General features: G+C 73.8%; 17 protein-coding genes. 4 read left to right on the forward strand and 13 right to left on the reverse strand.

Annotated elements, in window-relative coordinates; translation table 11 throughout:
• The first annotated feature begins 2 nt into the window (after nucleotides 1-2).
• Entirely contained in the window at nucleotides 3-2,063 is a 2,061-nt protein-coding gene (locus ACZ59A_RS39585) for an N-acetylmuramoyl-L-alanine amidase (protein WP_470969271.1), read from the forward strand.
• A gap of 1 nt (nucleotide 2,064) precedes the next feature.
• Here the strand turns inward: ACZ59A_RS39585 and ACZ59A_RS39590 are convergent, their stop codons facing one another.
• From ACZ59A_RS39590 to ACZ59A_RS39600, 3 genes are all read right to left on the reverse strand, one after another.
• Nucleotides 2,065-4,371, reverse strand: a complete 2,307-nt coding sequence (locus ACZ59A_RS39590; RefSeq protein WP_470969273.1) for a glycoside hydrolase family 95 protein — start codon at nucleotides 4,369-4,371, stop codon at nucleotides 2,065-2,067.
• Between the two features lie 13 nt (nucleotides 4,372-4,384).
• Nucleotides 4,385-4,885 carry a hypothetical protein gene (locus tag ACZ59A_RS39595; protein WP_470969276.1) on the reverse strand — a complete coding sequence of 167 codons (501 nt, stop codon included), beginning with the start codon at nucleotides 4,883-4,885 and terminating at the stop codon, nucleotides 4,385-4,387.
• A 576-nt stretch (nucleotides 4,886-5,461) separates the two neighbouring features.
• Nucleotides 5,462-8,392, reverse strand: coding sequence for an ATP-binding protein (locus ACZ59A_RS39600; RefSeq protein ID WP_470969479.1), 2,931 nt, complete (start codon nucleotides 8,390-8,392; stop codon nucleotides 5,462-5,464).
• A 247-nt stretch (nucleotides 8,393-8,639) separates the two neighbouring features.
• On the opposite strand from ACZ59A_RS39600, the gene ACZ59A_RS39605 reads away from it, so the two are divergent.
• Nucleotides 8,640-9,725 (forward strand): isoafricanol synthase, encoded by a 1,086-nt coding sequence (locus ACZ59A_RS39605; protein ID WP_470969278.1) that lies wholly within the window; start codon nucleotides 8,640-8,642, stop codon nucleotides 9,723-9,725.
• Between the two features lie 71 nt (nucleotides 9,726-9,796).
• Here the strand turns inward: ACZ59A_RS39605 and ACZ59A_RS39610 are convergent, their stop codons facing one another.
• The 5 genes from ACZ59A_RS39610 to ACZ59A_RS39630 form a co-directional block, all read right to left on the reverse strand.
• A complete protein-coding gene (locus ACZ59A_RS39610) occupies nucleotides 9,797-10,042 on the reverse strand; it encodes a DUF397 domain-containing protein (RefSeq protein WP_055556519.1) in 246 nt (81 codons plus the stop codon).
• Nucleotides 10,043-10,147: 105 nt separating this feature from the next.
• Entirely contained in the window at nucleotides 10,148-11,314 is a 1,167-nt protein-coding gene (locus tag ACZ59A_RS39615) for a thiolase domain-containing protein (protein ID WP_470969481.1), read from the reverse strand.
• Nucleotides 11,315-11,322: 8 nt separating this feature from the next.
• A complete protein-coding gene (locus tag ACZ59A_RS39620) occupies nucleotides 11,323-12,384 on the reverse strand; it encodes a thiolase domain-containing protein (protein ID WP_470969281.1) in 1,062 nt (353 codons plus the stop codon).
• Nucleotides 12,385-13,344: a Zn-ribbon domain-containing OB-fold protein gene (locus ACZ59A_RS39625; protein ID WP_470969284.1), complete on the reverse strand. Its 960-nt coding sequence runs from the start codon at nucleotides 13,342-13,344 to the stop codon at nucleotides 12,385-12,387.
• 46 nt (nucleotides 13,345-13,390) lie between these two features.
• Nucleotides 13,391-14,197: a crotonase/enoyl-CoA hydratase family protein gene (locus ACZ59A_RS39630; RefSeq protein ID WP_470969287.1), complete on the reverse strand. Its 807-nt coding sequence runs from the start codon at nucleotides 14,195-14,197 to the stop codon at nucleotides 13,391-13,393.
• Between the two features lie 164 nt (nucleotides 14,198-14,361).
• Between ACZ59A_RS39630 and ACZ59A_RS39635 the strand changes: the two genes are divergently transcribed.
• Nucleotides 14,362-15,972 carry an acyl-CoA synthetase gene (locus ACZ59A_RS39635; RefSeq protein WP_470969290.1) on the forward strand — a complete coding sequence of 537 codons (1,611 nt, stop codon included), beginning with the start codon at nucleotides 14,362-14,364 and terminating at the stop codon, nucleotides 15,970-15,972.
• On the opposite strand, the gene ACZ59A_RS39640 is transcribed toward ACZ59A_RS39635, so the two are convergent.
• On the reverse strand, nucleotides 15,969-16,559 hold the full coding sequence (locus ACZ59A_RS39640) for a chorismate mutase (RefSeq protein WP_470969292.1): 591 nt from the start codon (nucleotides 16,557-16,559) through the stop codon (nucleotides 15,969-15,971). The two genes, ACZ59A_RS39635 and ACZ59A_RS39640, sit on opposite strands and share 4 nt — an antisense overlap.
• Before the next feature lie 129 nt (nucleotides 16,560-16,688).
• On the opposite strand from ACZ59A_RS39640, the gene ACZ59A_RS39645 reads away from it, so the two are divergent.
• Nucleotides 16,689-18,407, forward strand: a complete 1,719-nt coding sequence (locus ACZ59A_RS39645) for a hypothetical protein (protein ID WP_470969295.1) — start codon at nucleotides 16,689-16,691, stop codon at nucleotides 18,405-18,407.
• Nucleotides 18,408-18,409: 2 nt separating this feature from the next.
• On the opposite strand, the gene ACZ59A_RS39650 is transcribed toward ACZ59A_RS39645, so the two are convergent.
• The 4 genes from ACZ59A_RS39650 to ACZ59A_RS39665 form a co-directional block, all read right to left on the reverse strand.
• On the reverse strand, nucleotides 18,410-19,099 hold the full coding sequence (locus tag ACZ59A_RS39650; RefSeq protein WP_470969297.1) for an alpha/beta fold hydrolase: 690 nt from the start codon (nucleotides 19,097-19,099) through the stop codon (nucleotides 18,410-18,412).
• Between the two features lie 40 nt (nucleotides 19,100-19,139).
• A complete protein-coding gene (locus tag ACZ59A_RS39655; protein WP_470969299.1) occupies nucleotides 19,140-20,726 on the reverse strand; it encodes an acyl-CoA synthetase in 1,587 nt (528 codons plus the stop codon).
• Nucleotides 20,723-21,841 carry a nitronate monooxygenase gene (locus ACZ59A_RS39660; RefSeq protein ID WP_468053351.1) on the reverse strand — a complete coding sequence of 373 codons (1,119 nt, stop codon included), beginning with the start codon at nucleotides 21,839-21,841 and terminating at the stop codon, nucleotides 20,723-20,725. The genes ACZ59A_RS39655 and ACZ59A_RS39660 overlap by 4 nt, the downstream gene beginning before the upstream one ends.
• 90 nt (nucleotides 21,842-21,931) lie before the next feature.
• Nucleotides 21,932-23,515 (reverse strand): phytoene desaturase family protein, encoded by a 1,584-nt coding sequence (locus ACZ59A_RS39665; RefSeq protein WP_470969302.1) that lies wholly within the window; start codon nucleotides 23,513-23,515, stop codon nucleotides 21,932-21,934.
• Nucleotides 23,516-23,545: the final 30 nt, after the last annotated feature.

The raw sequence follows: 23,545 nt of genomic DNA on the forward strand, positions 1-23,545 counted from the left end.
CAATGCCAGGATCCGCACAGGACAGCACCCACGACGCCCACAGAGCCGCGGACGACGCCGATACGGACGCGGGCAGACCGGTCCCCGGCACCAGCCGGAGGACGGCGCTGCGCACCGCGGGCGCCGCCGCGTCCGCCGCCTTTCTGCTCCCGATCGTCTCCGCGGCCCCCGCCGCCCGGGCCGATCAGCCCTCGGGCGGCACACCGTCGCCGGAGGGCGCCGGGACGCTGCAACGGGCCTTCGCGGCGGCGGCGAAGGAGCACCGGGTGCCGCTGAGCGTGCTGCTGGGCGTGGCGTATCTGGAGTCGCGCTGGGACGGCCATCGCGGCGCGCCCAGCGTCACCGGCGGCTACGGCCCCATGCATCTCACAGACGCCTTCACCGCCCTCTCCTCGGCCCCGCACCACAGCCAGGGCACCGAGGATGCCCGCGGCGACCAGGCACGGCCCCTGCGGGTGCCGGAAGCCTCGGTGTCCGAGCCCCGGCAACTGCCCGCGCGGCTGCGCACGCTGGACCGGGCCGCGGAGCTGACGGGGCTGTCCGCCGCCGCGCTGCGCGGCGACGCGGCGGCCAATGTGCGCGGTGGCGCCGCGCTGCTGGCCGCCGAGCAGAAGAGGCTGGGGCTGCCGCCGAGCGAGAACCCGGCGGAGTGGTACGCGGCGGTGGCGGCCTACTCCGGCGCCGACAGCGCCGCGGCGGCCGCCGTGTTCGCCGACGACGTCTACGACGTGATCCGCGGCGGCGCGGCGCGCACCACGGGCGACGGTGAGCGGGTCGCGCTCACGGCCGTCCCCGGGGCCGTTCCGGACCGGCGGCAGCTGCGGTCGCTCGGCCTGCCGGACCGCAAGCGGGATCCGCATGTCGAGGCCCCCGGCAATGTGTCGTGCGAGTGGATCCCCGCCCCCTACGAGCAGTTCGGGGACAACGACTACGGCAACCACGACCTGGGCAACCGCCCCGAATCCCAGTCGATCGACTACATCGTCATCCATGACACCGAGGGCTCCTGGGACACCACCATCAAGCTGGTCCAGGACCCGACGTACGTCTCCTGGCAGTACACGCTGCGCTCCTCCGACGGGCATATCGCCCAGCATGTGCCGCTCAAGGACGTCGCCTGGCACGCGGGCAACTGGTACGTCAACGCCAAGTCCATCGGGCTGGAGCACGAGGGCTTTCTGACCGCGCCCGACGCCTGGTACACGGAGGCGATGTACCGCTCGTCGGCCCGGCTGGTGAGGTGGCTGGCGCGGCGGTACGACATCCCACTGGACCGTCAGCACATCCTGGGCCACGACAATGTGCCCGGCACGACCACCGCCACCATCAGGGGTATGCACACCGACCCGGGCCCGTACTGGGACTGGGCGCACTACTTCACCCTCCTCGGCGCGCCGTTCCACCGCACCGCGGGCGCCTCCGGGGGGCTGGTCACCATCCGCCCGGACTACGAGGCGAACGAGCCGGTGTACACCGACTGCGAGCAGGCCGGGCAGGTGTGCGCCCCGCACGGCTCGTCCGCGGTGCGGCTGCACACGGCGCCGAGCGACGACGCCCCGCTGGTCAAGGACATCGGGCTGCGCCCCGACGGCGCCGGCTCGACCACCGGCGTCAACGACACCGGCGCCCGCGCCACCACCGGCCAGCGGTTCGCGGTAGCCGGGCGGCAGGGCGACTGGACGGCCATCTGGTATCTCGGCCAGCAGGCGTGGTTCCACAACCCGCGGCGGCGGCCGACGGCCGTGTCCGGCAAGGGTCTCGTGGTCACGCCGAAGCCGGGCCTGGCGGAGGTTCCGGTGTACGGACGCGCCTATCCGGAGAAGGAGGCGTACCCGGAGGGCGTACCGGTGCAGGCGGTTTCGCCCCTGCCGTACAAGCTGCTCGCCGGGCAGCGGTACGCGCTGGGGCTGAAGACCCGAGGCGAGTATCTGTGGGCGACCACGTTCGATCAGGCCGGGCACAAGGTGGTGCGCGGTCAGGACGTCTACTACCAGATCCAGTTCGGGCACCGGGTGGCGTTCGTCCCGGCCGCGGATGTGCGGGTGCGGCGCTCGGGACGGTGAGTCAGTCGCGCGCCTCGAAGCGATAGGTGTGGCCGCCGCGGGCCGCGAGTGTGACCGTACGGGCGTCTTCGCGTACGGCCGTCTCGCGGCCCGTCGCGTCGTCGTGGAGGGTGTACGGGAGCGCGAAGAGGTCGCCGCGTATCCGGACCGGCCCGTCGTGTCCCGCCGTGACGGTGAGGGTACGGGCGCGCCCCGCGCGCCAGGTGATGTCGACCGTGAGGTCGCCGTAGGCGCGCAGCCCGCGCACCGAGCCGTCCGGCCAGCGGCGCGGCAGGGCGGGCAGGACGTCCAGCACCGCGCGGTGGCTCTGCAGCAGCATCTGGGCGATCCCGGCGGCGGCGCCGAAGTTGCCGTCGATCTGGAACGGCGGATGGGTGTCCCACAGATTGGGGAGGGTGGAATCCGTCAGCTGTCCGGCGAGCAGCCGATGGGCGCGGTCGCCGTCGCGCAGCCGGGCCCAGAAGTTGACCTTCCATGCCCTGCTCCAGCCGGTGCCGCCGTCGCCGCGCGCGTCGAGGGAGACCGCGGCGGCCCCGGCCCAGGGGCCCGCCGGGGCGATCTGCCGTCCGGGGTGCAGGGCGAAGAGGTGGGAGGCGTGCCGGTGGGTGTCGGCGGGGTCGTCCACGTCGGCCTTCCACTCCTGGAGCTGGCCCCAGGAGCCAATGCGCAGCCCCGGGTCGAGGGCGTCGAGGGCGCGCCGCAGACCGGTCCGGAAGGCGGGGTCGTCGCCGACGACGTGGGCGGCCTCCAGCGTGGCGGTGAGCAGGTCGTGGACGATCTGCTGGGACATGGCGGGGCCCGCGGTGAAGTCGCCGTGCTCGGGCGAGTAGCCGGGCGAGACGACGAGCGTGCCGTCCCGGGGGTCCGGGCGCAGGGTGTCCAGCCAGAACGCGGCGGCCTCCCGCATCGCCGGGTACGCGGTGTCCCGCAGGAAGCCGGTGTCGAGGGTGAAGCGGTAGTGCTCGTAGAGGTGGTGGACCAGCCAGGCGGCCGCCTCGGGGAACCAGAAGGCGGTGGGCCAGTCGTGGACGCCGGTGAAGCCGTACGGATTGGTCTCGTTGTGCACGACCCAGCCGCGGGCGCCGAACATCTCGCGGGCCGTGATCCGGCCGGGGGCGCGCAGGGCGGTGATGAAGCGGTGCAGCGGCTCGGCGGTCTCCGCGAGGTGCAGGGCGTGGGCGGGCCAGTAGGCCATCTGGAGATTGATGTTGGTGTGGTAGTCGGCCGACCAGGCGGGCTGGACGCTGTCGTTCCAGACGCCCTGGAGGTTGGCGGGGAGCGGGGCGCCGGGGCGCGAGGAGGCGATGAGGAGGTAGCGGCCGTACGCGAAGTACAGCTCCTCCAGGGCCCGGTCGGCCGGGTCGTCGCCGCCGGTGTACGCGGCGAGTTGACGGTCGGTGGGCAGGCCCGGCGGGGTCCGGCCGCCGAGGTCCAGCGTCGTACGGTCGAACAGGGCGCGGTGGTCGCGGACATGGCGGCTCAGCAGGGTGAGATAGCCGCGGCTCGCGGCGGCGTCCACGGTCAAGGTGACGGCTCGGTGCGGGTCCTCGCCGCGGTAGTGGGGATGGACGTCGGCGTAGTCGGTTCCGGCGGCGAGGACGAACCAGGCGCTGTCGGCTCCGGTGACGGTGAGCGTGCCGTCCGCCCCGGCCGTCACGGTGCCGCCGTCGCACTCCACCCGTACCTGGGCCTCGAAGCGCAGCCCGTTGTCCGCCAGCGCGCCGCGGATCGTCAGCCTCCCGTCGTGGGCGGTGACATGGTGGTCGCCGGGGCGGGGTGAGGTGTGGCGCAGGGTGAAGCCGACCTTCCACGGGGCGGCGCTCAGCCGTCCGACGATCACCCGATCGGGGTACGAGACGAAGAACTCGCGCTGGTGCCGCCCGCCTTGGGCGGTGTACTCCACGAGGGCCACGCCCTGGCTGATCTCCAAGCGGCGCCGATAGCTGTCCAGGGCCTCGGGCACGCCGGGGATATCCAGCCACAGATCGCCGAAGGTCTGGTAGGCGCCGTAGCGGGAGCGTGGCTGTCCGAGCCGGGCCGCCACGTCCTCGGGGGCGGCCGCGCCGTGCTCGTCGATCAGCCGCTGGACGGCGGCGAGGGCGCCCGGGCGCGGCGCGCGCCAGTTGCCGTGGTCGTACGGTTCGCCGGGGGCGGGGCCCCCGGTCCATAACGACTTCTCGTTGAACTGGATCCGCTCCCGGGCCACACCGCCGAAGACCATGGCGCCGAGCGTGCCGTTGCCGATGGGCAGCGCTTCGCGCTCCCAGTCCGTCGCGGGGGTGTCGTACCAGAGCGGCCGGTGGGCCATCCGACGCGTCCCGTCAGCCCTGCTGGAACATCTCCGCGGGCAGCGGCTTGAGCAGCCGGTAGAGGTCGTCGGTGATCGGCCGGTCCCAGCTGGCGATGGTGACGAGGACGCCGTCGCTGCGGTCGAACTGGGCGCAGGAGATCCGGCCTTCGGACAGCTTGATCCGGCGCACGATGAGGAGGTTGTCCTCGTGCATGACCGGGGTGTCCTCGCTGTCCACGACCTGGACCTGCTCCTCGTTGCCGAGGGCGGCCAGCAGCTGCGTCACCTCGAACGGAGCCTGTCCCTCGGCCACCTCGCGGGCCGGGGAGCCCTCGGGCAGATTCCCGATGATCATCGCCGGGCCGCGTCCGCCGAACAGGTCGTAGCGCAGGAAGACGCCCTGGCAGGTGCCGTCCGGTGCGGGCAGCAGCCCCGCACCGAGATCGCCGGGCCAGTCCCCCGGATCCATGGCCAGGACATCGAAGTCCGGCCCGGTGGGCGTGGCGGCGCTGCGGCGGCGGAGGAAGGACATGCGGACATGGTACGTGGCCCGCCGCCGTTCCCCTGCTCGGGAGCACCGTCTTCCCGCGCCCCGAAACCCCCTGCCCCCGCCGCCGTGGGCCCGGTCGGCGGGGCGCCGCGGACTCCGGTCTCCGGACGCCCCCGGACCCGGCCACCGGCCAGCCGCCGGGCACACTCGGCGAGCGCCGGGGAATCGGCCACCGGACAGGCGTCCCGCTCAGTTCGCCGGGGCGCCCCCGGACTCGGTCACGCGGCAGCACCGGGCTCGGTCGGCGGGTGCCACGGATCGGTCGACGGGCGCCGCGGACTCGGGTCTCCGGGCTCCCGGACCCGGCCACCGGCCAGCCGCCGGGCACACTCGGCGAGCGCCGGGGAATCGGCCACCGGACAGGCGTCCCGCTCAGTTCGCCGGGGCGCCCCGGACTCGGTCACGCGGCAGCACCGGGCTCGGTCGGCGAGCGCCACGGGCTCGGGTCTCCGCGCGCCCCCGGACTCCGTCACCGGGCGGCTCCGGGCACGGTCGGCGGGTGCCACGCGATCGGTCACCAGGCGGCCGTCAGGCTCAGCCGCCCGGCAGCGCTGGGGCTCAGTCGGGCGGGAGCGGGCGGGGTGGGTGGCTGGGGCGGGGGGTGCCCAGGAGCCTGGCCAGGCCGCCCCGGTCGGTGCCCACCTTGCGGTAGACGTCGGACAGCAGCCGGGCCACCTCGCGCTCCGCGAGGCCCATCTCCTCGCCGATCCGGTCGTCCGGCCAGCCCTCGGCGGCCCGCTCGGCGACAGCCTGCTCCTGCGAGGTGAGCGGGCTGGTGTGATCGACCCGCAGCTGCATCGGGCGCAGCCCGGCGGCGGACAGCTCGTCGCGGGCCCGGGAGGCCAGGGTGTCCGCCCCGCACTGGACCGCGCCCTCCAGCCCGCGGTAGAGCCGGTCCCCGGCCTCCTGGGGCAGGCCGACGCGGCGCAGTGCGGCGCCGTGGTCGACCAGCGCCACGGCCAGGTCGTACGCGGACGGCGAGCGCTCCAGATGGCTGACGGACTCGGCCAGCAGCTTGATCCGCTCCGATCCCTGGGCCACGGCGGCGGCACTGTGCAGCGCCCGGCCGATGGCGGAGTGGGTGCCGAACTGGCGGGCGCGGCGCACCGCGTCGTCGGCGACCTCGGCGGCCTGGCGGGGGTCGGTCAGCGCGAGGGCCTGGGCCATGTGGAGCTGCCAGGGGCACCAGACGGGGTTGCGCATGCCGCGGCCGTCCATCCGGCGGCCGACGTCGGCGAGCTGCTGCCGGGCCTCGCCGTGCAGGTTGGAGGCCAGGAGCAGTTCGCCGCGGACGGTGGGGACGTCGGGGCAGAGCACGGCCTGCGGGAGGATCTCGCCTCCGTGGCCCGCCGCGAACTCCTGCGCCTCCTGGATCCGGCCGCGGCTTATCAGCGTCTCGATGAGGGTGCCGACGGCGGTCCAGTGGGCGGGGGTCGAGGAGCCCACGAGGTCGGCGATGCGCATGCCCTCGCGGGCCAGCTCCTCCGCCTCGACGAGCGCTCCGCGGCGCAGCCGGGCGTATCCGAGGAGGGTGATGCCGAACGCCAAGTGGGAGCCGCGCCAGCCCTTGCGCTCGCATTCCGCTATGCCGGTGTTGAACAGCGCCTCGGCGCGTCCGGGCTGGTCGCAGTGGAGGAAGATCAGGGCGACCAGGATCGGGACCTCGAAGCCCCAGTCGTCGTCGGTCCAGCTCAGACCGTCGCCCAGGGCCTCTTCCGCGTACGTCAGGGCGGTGGCCGCCGGTTCTCCGCGCGTCATCGCGTCCCAGGCGCGCAGGCCCAGCAGATAGCGCTCGGCCATGCCGCGGCCGGTGAGGTGGTCGGCGAGCCGGGCGAGGCGCCGGGAGCGGGCGGGGGACTCCTTCTCGTCGGCCCGGAACATGTTCCACATGAACTGTTCGGCCTGCATCCGCAGCCGGGTGCGGGCGCTGGTGGCACGGGGCACCTCGGCCGCGACGATCTGGGCGGCCTCCTCCATGCGGCCGCTGTGGCCGTACGCCTGGGCGAGCCGGTAGGTGATCGCCTCGCGCAGGTCGGAGCCGAGGCCCGGCTCCTCCAGGGCGGCCCGCAGATGGTTGACGGTGACGGAGGGCTCGGTGAGCTGGGCGGAGCAGCCCAGCTCGTACAGGACGGCGGCGCGCTCCTCCGGAGCGGGCGGTTCGCGCAGGGCGCGGGCGAGGCAGCGGCGCCCGGCGTCGGGAGCGCCGGCCCGCAGATACTCCCGGGCCGCCTCCCTGAGGTGGCGCACCACCCAGGAGTCGCCCTCGGGGTACATCTCCAGCAGATGGCGCCCGGCGGCCGCGGAGCCCAGGCCCGCGGCGAGCACCACGGAGGCGGCCTGGCCGTGCATGGCCACGCGCAGGGCGCCGGGGATCGCCTGGTAGACGGCGGTGGCGATGAGCGGGTGGAGGAATTCCAGCGGCTGGGCGCCGCGGGCGCCGTGCCGCGGCGGGGCGAGGATGCGGGCGTCCGCGAGCCGTGCCACCTGCTCCGTGGTCTCGGTCTCGCTGAGCCCGGCGACGTTGGCCGTCAGCGACGGGGTTGCCTCGATACCGAGGACGGCGACGGCCCAGGCGAGGCGGACGGCGGCGGTGCCGAGCCGGGTCAGCCGGTCGCCGAGACCGCTGTCCTTCGCGGCGGCGACCAGCTCGCGCAGGGCGCTGAGGTTCACCGTCTGCGGCTTCAGATCTCGGTCGCGGACCTTGGCGGTCAGCTCCACGACCTCGAAGGGGTTGCCGCCGGTGACTGCCCAGCACTCGCGGCAGAACGCCTCGTCGGCCTCCTCGCCGAGGACGTCCCGCACGATTCTGCCGACCCCGGCCGGGGTGAGCGGGGCGATCACATGCGGGCGCGAGCCCTGGCGCTCGGTGAGGCTGCGGACCGCGGCGGAGTCGGCGGTCAGGTCCTCCGGGCGGTAGCCGACGGCGAGCAGCAGCGGCAGATCCATGGCGCGGGCGGCGAACCGGATGAGCCAGTCCAGGGATTCGGGGTCGGCCCAGTGGACGTCGTCCAGGATCATCACGACCGGGGCGTTCTCCACCGCGAACCGGGTGACCAGCCAGTCCAGGCCGTCGCGCACGCCCTGCGGATCGGGCGAGCCGCCGCTCGCGGAGACCACGAGGCCCACCGCGGGCGCGACGATGTCGTACCAGCTGCCCAGGATTCTGCGGTGCTCCTCCTCGCCGGTCGTCGCGAGCACGGGCTGGAAGAGCTGCCGTACGACATGGAACGCGGCGCCCTGCTCGTGCTCGCCGCCGCGCGCCGACATCACGGTGCAGCCGCGGCGGGCGGCCCGCCGGCGCATCTCGCCGAGCAGCGCGGTCTTGCCGACGCCGCCCGGTCCGGCGAAGGCGATCACCCCGCCGGTGCGCGTGCCGGACGGGTCACCGGGGTCGGATCCGCACAGGTCGGTCAACGCGAGGTCGATCGCCGCGAGTTCCGCCTCCCGCTCCAGCAGTGCCCGACGTGTCCGGTCCTGCCGGTCCATCATGTCCGCCACGTTCGTTCCCCTTCGGCACGTAACGCCGAGCGTAGCCTGTCTGGCACGCTCCGTAGTCCGGATTGCGGGTATTTCCTTCTGGCATTGCCAATGGCACACGCCAATTCAACTCGCGCTCTATCGATGGCACGTTCACCACGCGAGGATGACCGGATTCATCGGGTCGGCCTGTCGCCGTGGGGGCTTGTGGTAGGGGCGGCACGGCCTTCCCCAGAACCCGAAGGGGGGCGATACCGCCATGAACGCGACGTACACGACTGATTCGCGGCCGCACGCCCGGCACGCGGCACTGCTGAGCCGGGCGGCCCTGCTCGACTTTCCGGCCTCGGCCGACCCCAGCCCCGGAACCGGGGCGGCCAGAGTGCACACCATCCAATGGCTGTCGCGGTACGGCGTGTTCCGGGCCGGTGGCGCGGTCGCCGAGTACGACGCGCTCCGATTCGACCTGCTGACCGGGCTGTTCTACCCCCGGACGACCGGTGCGGAGCTGGACGTGGGCAACGATCTCGTCGGCTGGTACTTCGTCTTCGACGATCAGTTCGACGGTGAACTCGGGTGCCATCCGGAGGCGGTGGCGCGGATGGTGCAGGACGTCATACGGGTCACCGAGGAGCCGGACGACGCACCGGGGCAGGGCGGCGGGCCGCTGCTGGAGAGCTTCCGCGACCTGTGGCGGCGCATCCACGCCGGCAGGCCGCCCGTATGGCGGGAACGTTTCCGCCACCACTGGCTGGAGTATCTGCACTCCTATCACCGCGAGGCGCTCGACCGCAGCGGCACGCAGGGGCCCCCGCTCTCGGTGGACGCCGTGCTCGCGCTGCGCCGCCACTCGATCGGCGTGCAGCCGTGTCTGGACCTGGGCGAGCGCTTCGGCGGCTACGCCCTGCCCGCCGCGCTGCACGGCGGCCATCCGCTGGCCCGGATGCGGGAGGCCACGGACGACGTGGTCGTCTTCACCAACGACATCGCCTCCCTGGACAAGGAGCTGGCCGCCGGGGACGTCCACAACACCGTCATCGTCCGCCACCAGCGCCATGGCGGCACCCTGGAGGACGCGGTCGAGCACATCGCGGGCCTCGCCAACGCGCGCTACCGCTGGTTCGAGCAGACCGCGGACCGGCTGCCACGGCTGCTCGGCGAGGCGGGCGCGGACGCGCGACTGCGCCGGGACGTGGAGACCTACGTGGACGGAATGCGCCATGTGATGTGCGGCAACCTGGGCTGGTCCCTGCGGACGGCCCGCTACGACGAGCGGGGCACAGCGGCGGTCAGCGACGGCCGCCAACGACCGTGGGCCGGACTCAGCGCCCCCGGTTCCGACTGACCGAACACGCTACGCACGAACGGCCCGCCGCGGCGGGCCGTTCGTATTTCACGCGCTTGTGCGGCCGCGGCTCAGGTCAGGTCGAACTCGCCCTCGCGGGCGCCCAGGACGAAGGCGCGCCATTCGGCCGGGGTGAAGATCAGGGCCGGGCCTTCGGGACGGCGGCCGTGGCGCATCGCGATGAAGCCCTCGACGAAGGCGATCTCGACATCGCCCACCCCCTGGCTGCTCGACTGCCACTGGGCGCCCGTGAGGTCGAGGTCGGGCTTCTCACCGTTTCCCCTGAGCGGCTGTGCGGTCGTGGTGGTGTCTGCCACGTGTCGGCTCCTCCCGGATCGTCGTCCCGGCCCCACCCTAGCGAGCGCGGCCGGTGGCGGACAGGCCACGAAAGGAGGATGTGATCTGCCCGGCGGGACCCGGGCTCACCCGGTGGGAGGGGCCGCCCCGACCACCCACATGGCGAAGAACTGCGAGCCGCCGCCGTAGGCGTGGCCGAGTGCCGTGCGCGCCCCCTCGACCTGGTGCTCGCCCGCCAGGCCGCGGACCTGGAGGGCCGCTTCGGCGAAGCGGAGCATGCCGGAGGCGCCGATGGGGTTGGTGGACAGCACCCCGCCCGAGGGGTTGACGGGGAGGTCGCCGCCGATCTCCGTCACCCCGGACTCGGTGAGCTTCCAGCCCTCGCCCTCCGCCGCGAAGCCCAGGTTCTCCAGCCACATCGGCTCGTACCAGCTGAAGGGGACGTACATCTCGATCGCGTCGATCTCCCGGCGCGGGTCGGTGATCCCGGCCTGCCGGTAGACGTCGGCGGCGCAGTCGCGTCCGGCCCGCGGCGAGACGCAGTCCTTGCCCGCGAAGAGGGTCGGCTCGCTGCGCATCGCGCCGCCGTGCATCCAGGCGGGCGGCCGGGGGGCGCGGGCGGCGCCGGTGCGGTCGGTGAGCACCATGGCGCACGCGCCGTCGGAGGAGGGGCAGGTCTCGGAGTAGCGGATGGGGTCCCACAGCATCGGCGAGGACTGCACCTTCTCCAGCGTCAGATCCTGTTCGTGGAGATGGGCGTAGGGGTTGCACAGGGCGTTGCGGCGGTCCTTGTAGGCGACGAGCGCACCGATGGCCGGGGGCGCGCCGGTGCGCCGCATGTAGGCGCGGACGTGGGGCGCGAAGAATCCCCCGGCCCCGGCCAGCAGCGGCTGCTGGAAGGGGACGGGCAGCGAGAGCCCCCACATGGCGTTGGACTCGGACTGCTTCTCGAAGGCCAGGGTGAGCACGGTGCCGTGGACGCGGGCGGCGATCAGGTTGGCGGCGACGAGCGCGGTGGAGCCGCCGACCGATCCCGCGGTGTGCACGCGCAGCATGGGCTTGCCGACCGCGCCGAGCGCGTCGGCGAGGTACAGCTCGGGCATCATGACGCCCTCGAAGAAGTCGGGCGCCTTGCCGATGACCACGGCATCGATGTCCGCCCAGGTCAGCTCGGCGTCGTCGAGGGCCCGTACGGCGGCCTCCCGGACCAGCCCGGCGAGGGAGACGTCGCGCCGGGCGGCGGTGTGCTTGGTCTGGCCGATTCCTACGACGGCCACCGGTTCCTTGCTCACTGGACGGCTCATCGGGCTTCCCCTTCCAGGACGGCGACCAGGTTCTGCTGGAGGCAGGGACCGGAGGTGGCGTGGGCCAGCGCCCGGTCACCGGCGCCGCGGTGGATGGCGGCCGCGGCCTCGCCGAGCCGGATGAGCCCGGCGGCCATCATGGGGTGGGCGGCCGGTGCCCCGCCGGACGGGTTGATGCGTACGCCGTCGTCCAGTTCCAGTTCGCGGCGCAGGATGACCTCCTGCGAGGTGAACGGGGCGTGGAGTTCGGCGAGGTCGACGGGCGCCTCGAAGGCCCCGGCGCGGGTCGCCGCGAGCCGGGTCGACGGGGAGCGGGTGAGGTCCCGTACGCCCAGGCCGTGCGGTTCGATGCGGTGGTCCATGCCGCGGATCCAGGCGGGGCGGGCGCACAGCCGCCGCGCGGTGTCCCCGGCGGCGAGGATCACGGCGGCCGCGCCGTCGCCGATGGGCGGGCAGTCGTGGCGGCGCAGCGGCCGCACCAGGTACGGGGCGTCGAGGAGGGCGCCGGGCGGGGCGGAGCGGGTCACCTGGGCGTGCAGGTTGTCCGCGGCGGCGTTCCGGCCGCGCGCGGCGATCTCGGCGAGGGCGCGTTCGTCGGTGTCACCGGCGTCGAGGAGCGCCTGGGCCTGGAGGGCAGCCAGGGAGACCGAGTCGGGCCACAGGGGGGCGACGTAGTACGGGTCGAGCTGGCGGGTGAGGACCTCGGGCAGATCTCCGGGCGAGGACTTGCCGTAGGAGTAGACGAGCGCGGTGTCCGCCTCGCCGGTCAGCAGCTTGACCCACGCCTCGTAGAGCGCCCAGGCGCCGTCCATCTCGACGTGGGACTCGGCGATGGGCGGCCAGGCGCCGACCCCGTCCAGTGCCATGGTGAAGGAGAAGGCGCGGCCCGCGAGGTAGTCGGAGGAGCCGGAGCAGGTGAAGTCGATCTCCCCGGCCCGTAAGTCCACGGCGTCGAGCACCTGGTGGAGGACGGGCATCAGCATCTCGACCTCGGAGACCTCCGCGCTGGTGCGCCGGGTTCCGCTCTGCCCGAAGGCGACGATGGCGACGTCTCGCATCTACAACAGCTCCTTGTAGGTGTCGTAGTCGGCGTCGGGTTCGCCGGTGGGCCGGTAGTGGTCGGGGTAGCGGCCGCCCTCGGTCCATACGGGCGTCACCCGCAGCCCCATCCGCACCTGGTCGTACGGGATGCCGCCGATGCGGCCGTGCAGGGCGAGGTCGGCACCGTCGAGGGCGATGTGCGCGTAGACGTACGGCACTTCGATGTCGAGGTTGCGGGCCTTGATGTTGACGATGCAGAAGGTGGTGACGGTGCCGTGCGGTCCGACCTCGACCTGTTCCTCGGTGGCGATGCCGCAGGTGGGGCAGGCGCCGCGGGGCGGCACGTACACCTTGCGGCAGGACGGGCAGCGCTCGCCGACGGTCTTCTGCCCGGCGAGGGCGGCGAGATAGCGGGACTGGGCGCGGCCGGGCGCGTAGGTGTAGTCGAGGCGGGCGGGGGCGACGATGCCGGTGACGGGGTCGGCGAACACCCCGTCGTGGGGGCCGGGTTCATGGGTGGCGTCGCCGTCGTACGGTTCGAAGCAGGCGATGTCGGTGATGGCGCCCGCGCGCTCCTCGGCCCAGCGGACCCGTACCCGCATGCCGGTGCGCACGGCGTCCGGCCCGGGCGCGTCGAGGGCGTGCAGCAGGGCGGTGTCGGCGCCGTCGAGCCGTATCAGCGCCCAGGCGAAGGGGGTGGACAGGGGCTGGCCGCGGCGCGGGGCCGGGTTCCACGCCCAGGTGGTGACGGTGCCGGTGGGGGCGACCTGGACGAGGTCGCGCAGCTCGTCGGCGGTGGCCGGGTCGTATTCGACGGGCGGGACGAGCACCCGGCCGTCGGAGGTCCGTACGCCCAGCACGGTGCGCTCGCGCAGACCCGTGAGGAAGGCGCTCTGGACGGGGCCGAGGGAGCGGGTGAAGGGGAACTCGACGACCAGAGGGGCCTGCAGCACCTCGGGGGCGGGAGCCGGTGTCATGGGGGCGTCTCCTTCTGCGGCCGGGCGGGGTGGGGGCGATGGCGGGTCAGGCCCGGCGGTAGTCCGGCGGGCGCTTCTCCGCGAAGGCCCTCGCGCCCTCTTTGGCATCGGCGGTGTCGAAAATCGGCCAGCCGCGTTCGAGTTCGGACGCGAGGCCATCGGTTTCGGTCAGCTCGGCGGTCTCGTAGACGGATGCCTTGACCGCCTCGACGGCGAGCGGGCCGTTGGCGTTGATGAGTTCGGCGATCTCCAGGGCCTTCGCCAGCGCGGTGCCGTCTTCCACGACCTGGCCGATCAGCCCGATCCGCTCGGCCTCCTCGGCGGCGTAGGGGCGGCCGGTGAGCAGCATTTCCAGGGCGTGGGTGCGCGGCACCTGGCGGGCGAGCCGCACCGTGGAGCCGCCGATGGGGAAGAGCCCGCGCCGGACCTCGTACAGCCCGAAGGTGGCGCCGCGGCCCGCCACCCGGATGTCGGTGCCCTGCAGGATCTCGGTGCCGCCCGCGACGCAGTGGCCCTCGACGGCGGCGATCACCGGTTTGCGCGGCCGGTGGTGGCGGAGCATGGCCTTCCAGTGGAGGTCGGGGTCGGCTTTCAGCCGCTCCCGGTAGTGCTCTCCCTCCATCCGGCCGCCGCCCGCGAGCGCCTTGAGGTCCATTCCGGCGCAGAAGACACCACCGGCGCCGGTGAGCACGACGGACCGGACGGTGTCGTCCTCGTCGGCCGCGATCCAGCCGTCGTACAGCCCGACCAGCATGGGTAACGAGAGCGCGTTCTTGGCCTCTGGCCGGTTGAGCGTGAGCACCAGTGTGGCGCCTCTGCGCTCGACGATGAGGTGTTCGGTCCCCTCGGACACAGCGGTCCTCCCGTCTCAGACCTAGAACAGGTTGCAGGAGTGGCGGACCGACTTCAAGAGAAATCTGATGACCAGTCAGATTTCTTGGCCACGGCCCTTCCCACCTCTCCCCCGCGGTGCTGTCATGAGCGCCGAGCCCGCCCGATGCCAGGTCAGGAGGAGCCGTGGAGTACAACCTTGCCGACCTGTTCGAGTCGATCGTGGACACCGTGCCCGACAGAGAAGCGCTGGTGTACGCCGACCACCCGGGCACCGGTGCCGAGCGGCGGCTGAGCTACGCCCGGCTCGACGCCGCCGCCAACCGGCTCGCCCACCACCTGCGGGACAGCGGGGTCGCGCCGGGCGAGCATGTGGGGCTCCACCTCTGCAACGGCGTCGAGTATCTGCAGACCGTGCTCGCCTGCCTGAAGATCCGGGCCGTGCCGGTGAACGTCAACTACCGCTATGTGGAAGACGAGCTGGTCTATCTCTACCGCGACGCCGATCTGACCGCTCTGGTCTACGACGCCGAGTTCGGCGACCGGGTGGCCGCGGCGCTCCCGCGTACGGACGCCCTGCGCCATCTCGTCCAGGTCGGCACCGGGGAGGGGGCGCCCGGTGCCGTCCCGTTCGCCGAGGCCGAGGCGTCGGGATCGGACGGGCGCGGCTTCGCGCCGCGCTCCCCGGACGACCGCTTCATCATCTACACCGGCGGCACCACCGGCATGCCCAAGGGCGTGGTGTGGCGGCAGGAGGACCTGTTCTTCTCCGGGCTCGGCGGCGGCGCGCCGACCGGCGTCCCGGTCGGCCGCCCCGAGGAGCTGGCCGAGCGGGTGGCGGCCTCCGGCGACGGCCTGGTCTTCTTCCCCACCGCGCCGCTGATGCACGGCACCTCGACCCTCACGGCCTTCATCGGCCTCAACTTCGGCCAGAAGGTGGTCCTCCACCGGAAGTTCGTGCCCGAAGAGGTGCTGAGGACGGTCGAGAAGGAGAAGGTCAGCACGGTGTCCCTGGTCGGCGACGCGATGATGCGGCCCCTGGTGGACGCCCTCACCGGCCCGCTGAAGGACATCGACCTCTCCCCGCTGCTCAGCGTCAGCAGCTCGGGGGCGATCCTCTCGGACACGGTGCGCGCCCAGTTCGCCGCCCTCTCGCCGCACACCCTGCTGCTCAACAACTTCGGCTCCTCGGAGTCCGGGTTCAACGGCACCGCCACCGAGGACTCCGGCCCCGAGCGGGGCTTCCGGGTGCGCGTCAACGACCGTACGGCCGTCGTCGACCCGGCGACCCACCGGCCCGTCGCGCCCGGCGAACCGGGCCGGATCGCCCAGCGCGGCCATGTGCCGCTCGGCTACTACAACGACCCGAAGAAGTCCGCGGAGACCTTCTTCGAGGCGGACGGCGAGCGCTGGGTGCTCCTCGGCGACATGGGGACGGTGGACGAGGGCGGCGTGATCACTGTCCTCGGCCGGGGCTCCCAGTGCATCAACACCGGTGGCGAGAAGGTGTACCCGGAGGAGGTCGAACAGGCCCTGAAGGCCCATCCGGACGTGTACGACGCACTGGTGGCGGGCGTCCCTGACGCGCGCTGGGGCAACCGGGTCGCGGCCGTCGTCCAGCCCCGGGAGGGGGCCGGGACGCTGACGGCCGACGCGGTGCGGGACCACTGCCGCACCCGGCTGGCCGGGTACAAGATTCCCCGTACGGTCGTCTTCACCGACCACATCCAGCGCTCCCCCAGCGGCAAGGCGGACTACCGCTGGGCCCGCGCGGTCGCGGCCGGGGACAGCGCCTAGGGCACGTCGCACACCGACGGCAGCGCGCGGGTCAGCGCCACCGCGTGCAGCCCGTCCAGCCGCTTCTCGTGGCCGGTGGCCAGGGCCCCGGCGAGCAGCCGTCCCGGGCACGAGGGGGCGGTACGGGCGTCCTCGGTGTCCGCGATGGCCCGGACCAGTTCACCGTTGATCCGGTTGATCTCCAGCCGGACCTTGGCGAGGTCGGGGCGCTCGGTGGGCGCCGAGGACGGGTCGGCCTGCCACCGCCGGTACAGGCCGCGCTGGACGACCTTGCTCGCCTCGATCTGGTCGCGGAAGATCTTCGAGGTCGCCACGGGGTCGCCGCCGACCTCCCGGGCCTGCTCCGCGACCGCGTCCAGCACCTGCTTCTCCCGGGCCGGGTCGTCGATCGGGCTGTCGGTGCCCCACTTGGCGGCGGCGACCTGGTCCGCGACCAGCAGCCGGTCGGCGGACAGCCCGGCCAGCGGCCGCAGTTGGCCGTGCGACGGCGACGCGGGGGCTGCCACGGCTCCCCCGGCTCCGGCGGCCAGTACGGCGGTGGCCGTGGCGGCGATGAGGACAGGGCGCAGGACATCGGTCGGTCGCACGGCGGGACCCCTTCTCTCGGCGGCGCGGGCGCTGATCGCCCACCGGGAGCGTACGGCCCGGAGGGCTCTGGCACGATGTGGGCTCGTTCACGGTCATCGACCGCATCGCGCAACGGGGAGCGCCACCACATGCCGCAGTCACCGCATCCGCCTTCGCTGCTGGAGAGCGCCCCGCGGCGCCGGGTGTTCGCGCCCGGGTGGCTGCCGCCGCTCGTCGCCCCGGCCGCCGCCGGGGTCGCGTACGCCCTCGCCGACGACCCGCTGCTGCGGGTGCTGGTCCCCTTCGCGGTGGCGCTCGGCGCGTACGCCCTGGGCGCGGCCGTGGCGCGGCTGTCGCCGCGCGCCCGGTGGCGGGTGACGGGGCTGGGGCTGCACCGGCTGCGCGGCACGCGCAATGTGGCGACGCATCTGTCCACGTCCGCGCAGCCGCTCGTCCTCACCGTGCCCGATCTGGCCGTGCGGATGCCGATGGACTACGGGGCGTCCGCCATCGGCACCCTGAGCGCCACCGGCGCCACGGGCCTGCGGATGTCGCCGTTCCCGTTCCATCTCGCCTTCCGCCGGGCCGGTCTGCCGCTGCGGCTGGCCGACGGGAAGGGCTCGGTGCCGGGTCTCGCGGCGCACTGGGAGGCGGGGTTCGCCCGGCGCGAGGCGGCCCTGCTCGCCGCCGCGGCCGAGGGTCCGCCGCCCGCCCCGGCGACGGACACCGTGGAGCTGGTGCGGCCCGGACGCGAGGAGCGGCGGCGGCAGTTCACCGGCCGTCTGGTGCCGCTGCTGATGGGGCTGGTCGCGCTCGGCGTGGCCGCCGTGCCGTCGGACGGGGCGGTCCCGGGGCGGGTGGCGGTCATCAACGCGCTCGCCGTGCTGGTGCTCGTGTGGACGGCGGGCTCGTCCTGGCGCGTCCTGCGGAACCCCGGGGTGCGGTGGAGCGTCGGCCCGCGCGGGATCACGGCGTACGACCCGTGGTTCGGCACCACCGAGCTGCCCGCCGACCGGATCGCCGCGATCGTCCCGCAGTGGGGCACCGAGGAGACGCCCACCGGCACCACGCGGAACTCGGTGGTGCTCCAGTTCTACGGGCACGATCTGTCGCTGCTCGGCACCGCCCATGCCGGGCGGATTCCGCCCGTCGAGCTGCTGGCGGTGGTGCGTTCGTGCGGCTACCGCGTCATCGAGGACGAGAACGCACCGGACGGCGGCGGCCCCCGCGCCGTCGGCCATCCGCCCGCCCCGCGGGCCCCGCGGTACGACGCGTACGCCTCGACCGCCCACGCCTCCCTGGCGACGGGCGCGGCACACCCGGGCGCGGCACACCCCGCCCCGGCCGCGCCGCAGGCCCCGCTCCCGCCGCCGGTCCCCGCCGGGGGCGGCCCGGTGATCGTGCCCCTGCCCGCCGCCACCCGCCTCTGGTACTACCTCGGCGGGGTGACCGCCGGGGCGGTGCTGGCCGGGGTCCTCGGCTTCAAGCTGCGTCACCTGGTGGGCGGCGGAATGTCCTGGCTGGCCTGGGGGCTGCCGGTGGGCATGGCGGTCGGGGCGCTGGCCGGGTGGGTGCACGATCTGCGCCGCCCCGGTGTCGTCCTCGGCCCGGACGGCATCCGGCTCGCGGGGCGCGGCGGCAAGGGCGGTACGCGGTGGAGCCACGCCCGCGCGGCGATCGGCGGCATCGCCGTGGAGGCGTACGACAACGGGGAGCGGGCGCTGTACGTATGGTCGCCGTCGGGCCAGGTCATCCGTAAGGAGAGCACGGACGTGCCCGGCGTCCGGGAGCTGCGGCACGGCTGTGAGCGCGCCGGACTGCCCTGGGGGCGACCGGACTTCGCCCGCTGGAGCCCGCCGCCCCTTTGAGGTCACCCTTCCAGGAACGCCCCCAGCGCGTCGAGGAACTCCTCGGGGCGGTTCTGGTGGACGCAGTGGCCCGCGTCGATGGTGACCAGGCGGCAGTCGGGTATGCGCTCCGCCATATCGGCCAGCAGCTCCTGCGGGATGTGGCTGGCCGGGCCGCCGCCTATCACCAGGGTGGGCGCGGTGATCGCCGAAAGCCCCTCGGTCCAGCGGGGGTCGGGGGCGTTGCGCGCCTGGGTGAACTGCGTCTTCACCGCCCAGTCGAAGGCCAGCCGCCCGGCCGGGCGCGGCGGCACCTCCAGCGGCGGGTCCTGGGGCAGCAGCGGCGGGGCGTCCTCGATCACCAGCCGCTCCGTCAGATGCGGGAAGCGCTGGGCGACGAGGTAGGCGACGATGCCGCCGTAGGAGTGCCCGATGAGCGTGACGCGCTCCAGCCCGACCGCCGCGAGGAACCCGGCGACCTCGTCCCGCAGCAGCTCCAGGGCGTACTCCCCCGGCCAGTCGCTGGATCCGTGGCCGCGCAGGTCCAGCGCGTACACCCGGCGGCCCGGGGCGAGGCGGCGCGCGATGGCGAGCCAGTCGACGCCGTCCTCGCCGAGGCCGTGCAGCAGCAGGACGGGCGGGTCGCCCGCGGCGCCCCACACCCGGTACGTCAGCTCGACCCCGTCCACCTCGACACTGTCAAGTGTGTGCATACGGCCGAGGATAAGGCCGGAACGGCTGACGTCACCCCCGTCACACGGGTCGCTCATGCCCGTCCCAGTAGGGCTCCCGGAGTCGCCGCTTGTAGAGCTTGCCGTTGGGGTCGCGGGGCATCTCCGCGATGAAGTCGACGGACTTGGGTCGCTTGTAGCCCGCGAGCCGCTCCGTGCAGTGGTCGAGGATGGCGGCCGCCAGCTCCGGTCCTGGGGTGTGGCCCGCGGCGGGTTCCACGACCGCCTTGACCTGCTCGCCCCAGTCGTCGTGCGGGATGCCGAAGGCGGCGGCGTCGGCGACGGCGGGGTGGGTGAGCAGCGCGGACTCGATCTCGGCCGGGTAGATGTTGACCCCGCCCGAGATGATCATGTCGATCTTGCGGTCGCGGAGGTAGAGATAGCCGTCGTCGTCGAGGAGGCCGAGGTCGCCGACGGTGAAGTAGTCCCCGATGCGGTTCTTGCGGGTCTTGCCCGCGTCCTTGTGGTAGCTGAAGCCGCCGGTGCTCATCTTCATGTAGACGGTGCCGAGTTCACCGGGCGGCAGCTGCTGTCCGTCGTCGTCGAAGATGGCGAGTTCGCTGATGGGCCAGGGCTTGCCGACCGTTCCCGGCTTCTTCAGCCAGTCCTCGGCGGTGGCGAAGGCGCCGCCGCCCTCGCTCGCCGCGTAGTACTCCTCGACGCAGCGGCCCCACCAGTCGATCATGGCGCGTTTGACGTGGTCCGGGCAGGGCGCGGCGCCGTGGATGGCGTGGCGCATCGAGGAGACGTCGTAGGACGCCCGTAACTCCTCGGGGAGGGCGAGCAGCCGGTGGAACTGGGTGGGCACCATGTGGGTGTGGGTGCAGCGGTGGGCGTCGATGAGCCGCAGCATCTCCTGGGGCGTCCACTTGTCCATGAGCACCAGGGGGTGGCCGATGTGCAGGGACGAGGACGCGAACTGCAGGACGGCCGTGTGGTAGAGCGGTGAGCACACCAGGTGGATGTGGTCGGGCTCCTCGGCGCGGGGCCGGATGCCGAAGAAGCGCAGGAAGCCGCCGAGATGGCTTTCCTCGGGGAGCTTTCCGGTCAGCGGGCGCCGGATGCCGCGCGGGCGTCCCGTCGTACCGGAGGTGTAGTTCATGACCCAGCCCAGTTCGCGGTCGGCGGGCGGGTCCGCCGACTGTCCCCGGAGGAGTTCGGCGTACGGGCGGAAGCCCTCAACGTCGCCGACCGCGTAGCGGTGGGTGGCGGGCAGCCCGGCCTCGTCGGCGGCCAGGGTGGCCTGGGCGCCGAAGCGTTCGTGGGCGATCAGCACCTTGGCGCCGGAGTCGGAGACGATCCAGGCGATCTCGGGGCCGACCAGGTGGTGGTTGACGGGCACGAGGTAGAACCCGGCCTGGGTGGCGGCGAGCGCGGCGGTGAAGAACTCGACCCCGTTGGGGAGGACGACGGCGAAGGCGTCGCCGCGCCGGAGCCCGGCGGCGCGCAGCCCGCCGACGAGCTGGTTGCAGGCGGCGTGCAGCCGGGCGGCGGTCCACTCCTCGCCGTCGGGCGCGACGAGGACGACGCGGTCGGGTTCGTGTCCGGCCTGGGCCCAGAAGCCGACGGGGATGGCCGTGGGGGCCGGGTCGCTGGTCGTGGCGGTCATCGGTGGTCTCCCTGGAGCCGTCCGGCGATGCGGTTGACGCGGTCGATGGCTCGTTCGAAGCCCCTGGTCAGGTCGTCGAAGACGGCCTGCACGCTGCGGGTGGAGTTCATCCGGCCGACGATCTGCCCGACCGGCGTGCCGAGCAGCGGCTCGACCTCGTACTTCTGGATGCGCGAGACGGCCTCGGCGACCAGCAGCCCCTGGAGCGGCATCGGCAGCGTCCCCGGCCCCTGCGGGTCGTCCCAGGCGTCCGTCCACACGGTGCGCAGCTGGCGGGCGGGCTTGCCGGTGAGGGCGCGGGAGCGCACGGTGTCGCCGGATCCGGCGGCGAGGAGCTTGGCGGTGAGCGCGGCCGAATGCAGCTCGGCCTCCTCGGTGGTGAGCCAGACCGAGCCGAGCCACACCCCCTGGGCGCCGAGCGCGAGCCCGGCGGCGATCTGTTCGCCGCTGCCGATGCCGCCCGCGGCGAGCACGGGCAGCGGGTCGACGGCCTCGACGACCTCGGGGGTGAGCACCATGGAGGCGATCTCGCCGGTGTGGCCGCCCGCCTCGTAGCCCTGGGCCACGACGACGTCCAGGCCCGCGTCCTTGTGGTGGCGGGCGTGGCGGGCGCTGCCCGCCAGCGCGGCGACGAGGATGCCGTGGTCGTGGGCGCGGGCGACGACGTCGGCGGGCGGCGAGCCGAGCGCGTTGGCCAGCAGCTTGACGGGGTAGTCGAACGCGACGTCGAGCTGGCTGCGGGCGACCTGCTCCAGCCAGCCGGTGATCCGCCAGCCGGACGCCTCGCCCTCGGCCAGTTCGGGCACCCCGTGCTTGGCCAGCGTCTCCTGGACGAACGCGCGGTGCTCCTGGGGGATCATCGCCTCGATGTCGGCCTCGCTCACCCCCTCGACCTTCTTCGCGGGCATCACGACGTCGAGGCCGTACGGTTTGCCGTCGGTGTGCTCCTGCATCCAGTCCAGGTCGCGCGCGAGGTCCTCGCCCGCGGCGTAGCGGACCGCGCCGAGCACGCCGAACCCGCCCGCGCGGGTGATCGCCGCGGCCACGGCGGGGAACGGCGTGAAGCCGAAGATGGCGTGCTCGACACCCAGCCTTGTGCTCAGCTCCGTCTCCATGCGGGGCAGGATGCCGCAGGGGGGCGGGGAGCGGAAGAGTTTTTCTGACGTCCCGTCAGATTTTTTGGGGCTGCTCCGGGCTGCTCCGGGCTACTCCCCCAGCACCGCCATCGCCGCGTTGTGGCCGGGGATCCCGCTGACCCCGCCGCCGCGCACCGCGCCCGCGCCGCACAGCAGCACGTTGGCGTGGCGCGTCTCCACGCCCCAGCGGCCGGTGCCCTCCCGGGCGTACGGGAAGGCCAGCTCGCGGTGGAAGATGTTCCCGCCCGGCAGGCGCAGTTCGCGGTCCAGGTCCAGCGGGCTCTTCGCCTCGACGCACGGCCTGCCGTCGGCGTCGTACGCGAGGCAGTCGGCGATCGGCTCGGCGAGATGGGCGTCGAGCTGGGCGAGGGTGTCCCTCAGCAGGGTCTCGCGGGCCCCCTCGGGGTCCTCGGTGAACAGCCGGGCGGGAGTGTGCAGCCCGAACAGGGTCAGGGTCTGGTAGCCCCGCGCGGCCAGGTCCGGGCCGAGGATCGACGGGTCGGTCAGCGAGTGGCAGTAGATCTCCGACGGCGGCCGCCGCGGCAGCTCCCCCGCGGCGGCCTGCCGGTACGCCGTCTCCAAGTCGCCGTAGCCCTCGGCGATGTGGAACGTCCCGGCGAACGCCTCGCGCGGGTCCGCCTCGGGGTCCCGCAGCGCGGGCAGCCGCCGCAGCAGCATGTTCACCTTCAGCTGCGCGCCCTCGGCGGGCGGGGCGGGCGGCTCCTCGCCGAGCAGCCGCGCCAGCTCGCGCGGGGCGGCCCCGACCAGCACATGGCGGGCGCCCACGACGTGCTCACCGTCCCGGTCCTCGTAACGCACCTCGGCCGACGTCCCGTCGGTGGCGATCCCCGTCACCTCGCAGCCGGTCGCGATCCGCGCCCCCGCCAGCTGGGCGGCCTGCGCGAGCGCGTCGGTGAACGCGCCCATGCCGCCGACGGGTACGTCCCAGTCGCCGGTGCCGCCGCCGATGACGTGGTAGAGGAAGCAGCGGTTCTGCGCCAGCGAGGGGTCATGGGCGGACGCGAAGGTGCCGATCAGCGCGTCGGTGAGCACCACGCCCCGCACCAGGTCGTCCTCGAACGCGGCCTCGACCGCCTCCCCCAGCGGCCGCTCGAACAGCGCCTCCCACGCCGCGTCGTCCCCGATCCGGGCCCGCAGCTCCGCCCGGTCGGGCAGCGGCTCGGTCAGCGTCGGGAACACCCGCCCGGCGACCCGCCCGGTCATCCCGTAGAACCGCTCCCAGGCCGCGTACTCCCGCTCCCCGCCGGTCAGCCGCGCGAACGCCTCCCGCGTCCGGGCCCCGGCGCCGGTCTCCACCAGCAGCCCGGTCGGCCGCCCGCCCCGGACGGTGGGGGTGTAGGAGGAGACGGACCGCTTGCGGACCGCGAACCGCAGGCCCAGGTCGTCGACGATGCGCCGGGGCAACAGGCTGACCAGGTACGAATAGCGCGAGAGCCGGGCGTCCACCCCGGCAAAGGGCCGCGTGGACACGGCCGCGCCGCCGGTGTGGCCGAGCCGCTCCAGCACCCGCACGCTGCGTCCCGCCCGGCCCAGATAGGCGGCGGCGACCAGGGCGTTGTGGCCGCCGCCGACGATGACGACGTCGTAGGCGGCGCTGGCATCGGTGGCATCGGTGGCATCGCTGTGAGGCATGCCCTCTGGATTAGCACGCGGTGATCGCCG

The organism is Streptomyces sp. NPDC040405, assembly GCF_055595765.1.

Bases quoted from the DNA above. Each gene is read 5' to 3' on its own strand.
- ACZ59A_RS39650 (WP_470969297.1), bottom strand. From the start codon at position 19,099: ATGCACACACTTGACAGTGTCGAGGTGGACGGGGTCGAGCTGACGTAC.
- ACZ59A_RS39600 (WP_470969479.1), bottom strand. From the start codon at position 8,392: ATGATGGACCGGCAGGACCGGACACGTCGGGCACTGCTGGAGCGGGAG.
- ACZ59A_RS39595 (WP_470969276.1), bottom strand. From the start codon at position 4,885: ATGTCCTTCCTCCGCCGCCGCAGCGCCGCCACGCCCACCGGGCCGGAC.
- ACZ59A_RS39605 (WP_470969278.1), top strand. From the start codon at position 8,640: ATGAACGCGACGTACACGACTGATTCGCGGCCGCACGCCCGGCACGCG.
- ACZ59A_RS39645 (WP_470969295.1), top strand. From the start codon at position 16,689: ATGCCGCAGTCACCGCATCCGCCTTCGCTGCTGGAGAGCGCCCCGCGG.
- ACZ59A_RS39625 (WP_470969284.1), bottom strand. From the start codon at position 13,344: ATGACACCGGCTCCCGCCCCCGAGGTGCTGCAGGCCCCTCTGGTCGTC.
- ACZ59A_RS39660 (WP_468053351.1), bottom strand. From the start codon at position 21,841: ATGGAGACGGAGCTGAGCACAAGGCTGGGTGTCGAGCACGCCATCTTC.
- ACZ59A_RS39590 (WP_470969273.1), bottom strand. From the start codon at position 4,371: ATGGCCCACCGGCCGCTCTGGTACGACACCCCCGCGACGGACTGGGAG.
- ACZ59A_RS39585 (WP_470969271.1), top strand. From the start codon at position 3: ATGCCAGGATCCGCACAGGACAGCACCCACGACGCCCACAGAGCCGCG.
- ACZ59A_RS39620 (WP_470969281.1), bottom strand. From the start codon at position 12,384: ATGCGAGACGTCGCCATCGTCGCCTTCGGGCAGAGCGGAACCCGGCGC.
- ACZ59A_RS39655 (WP_470969299.1), bottom strand. From the start codon at position 20,726: ATGACCGCCACGACCAGCGACCCGGCCCCCACGGCCATCCCCGTCGGC.
- ACZ59A_RS39665 (WP_470969302.1), bottom strand. From the start codon at position 23,515: ATGCCTCACAGCGATGCCACCGATGCCACCGATGCCAGCGCCGCCTAC.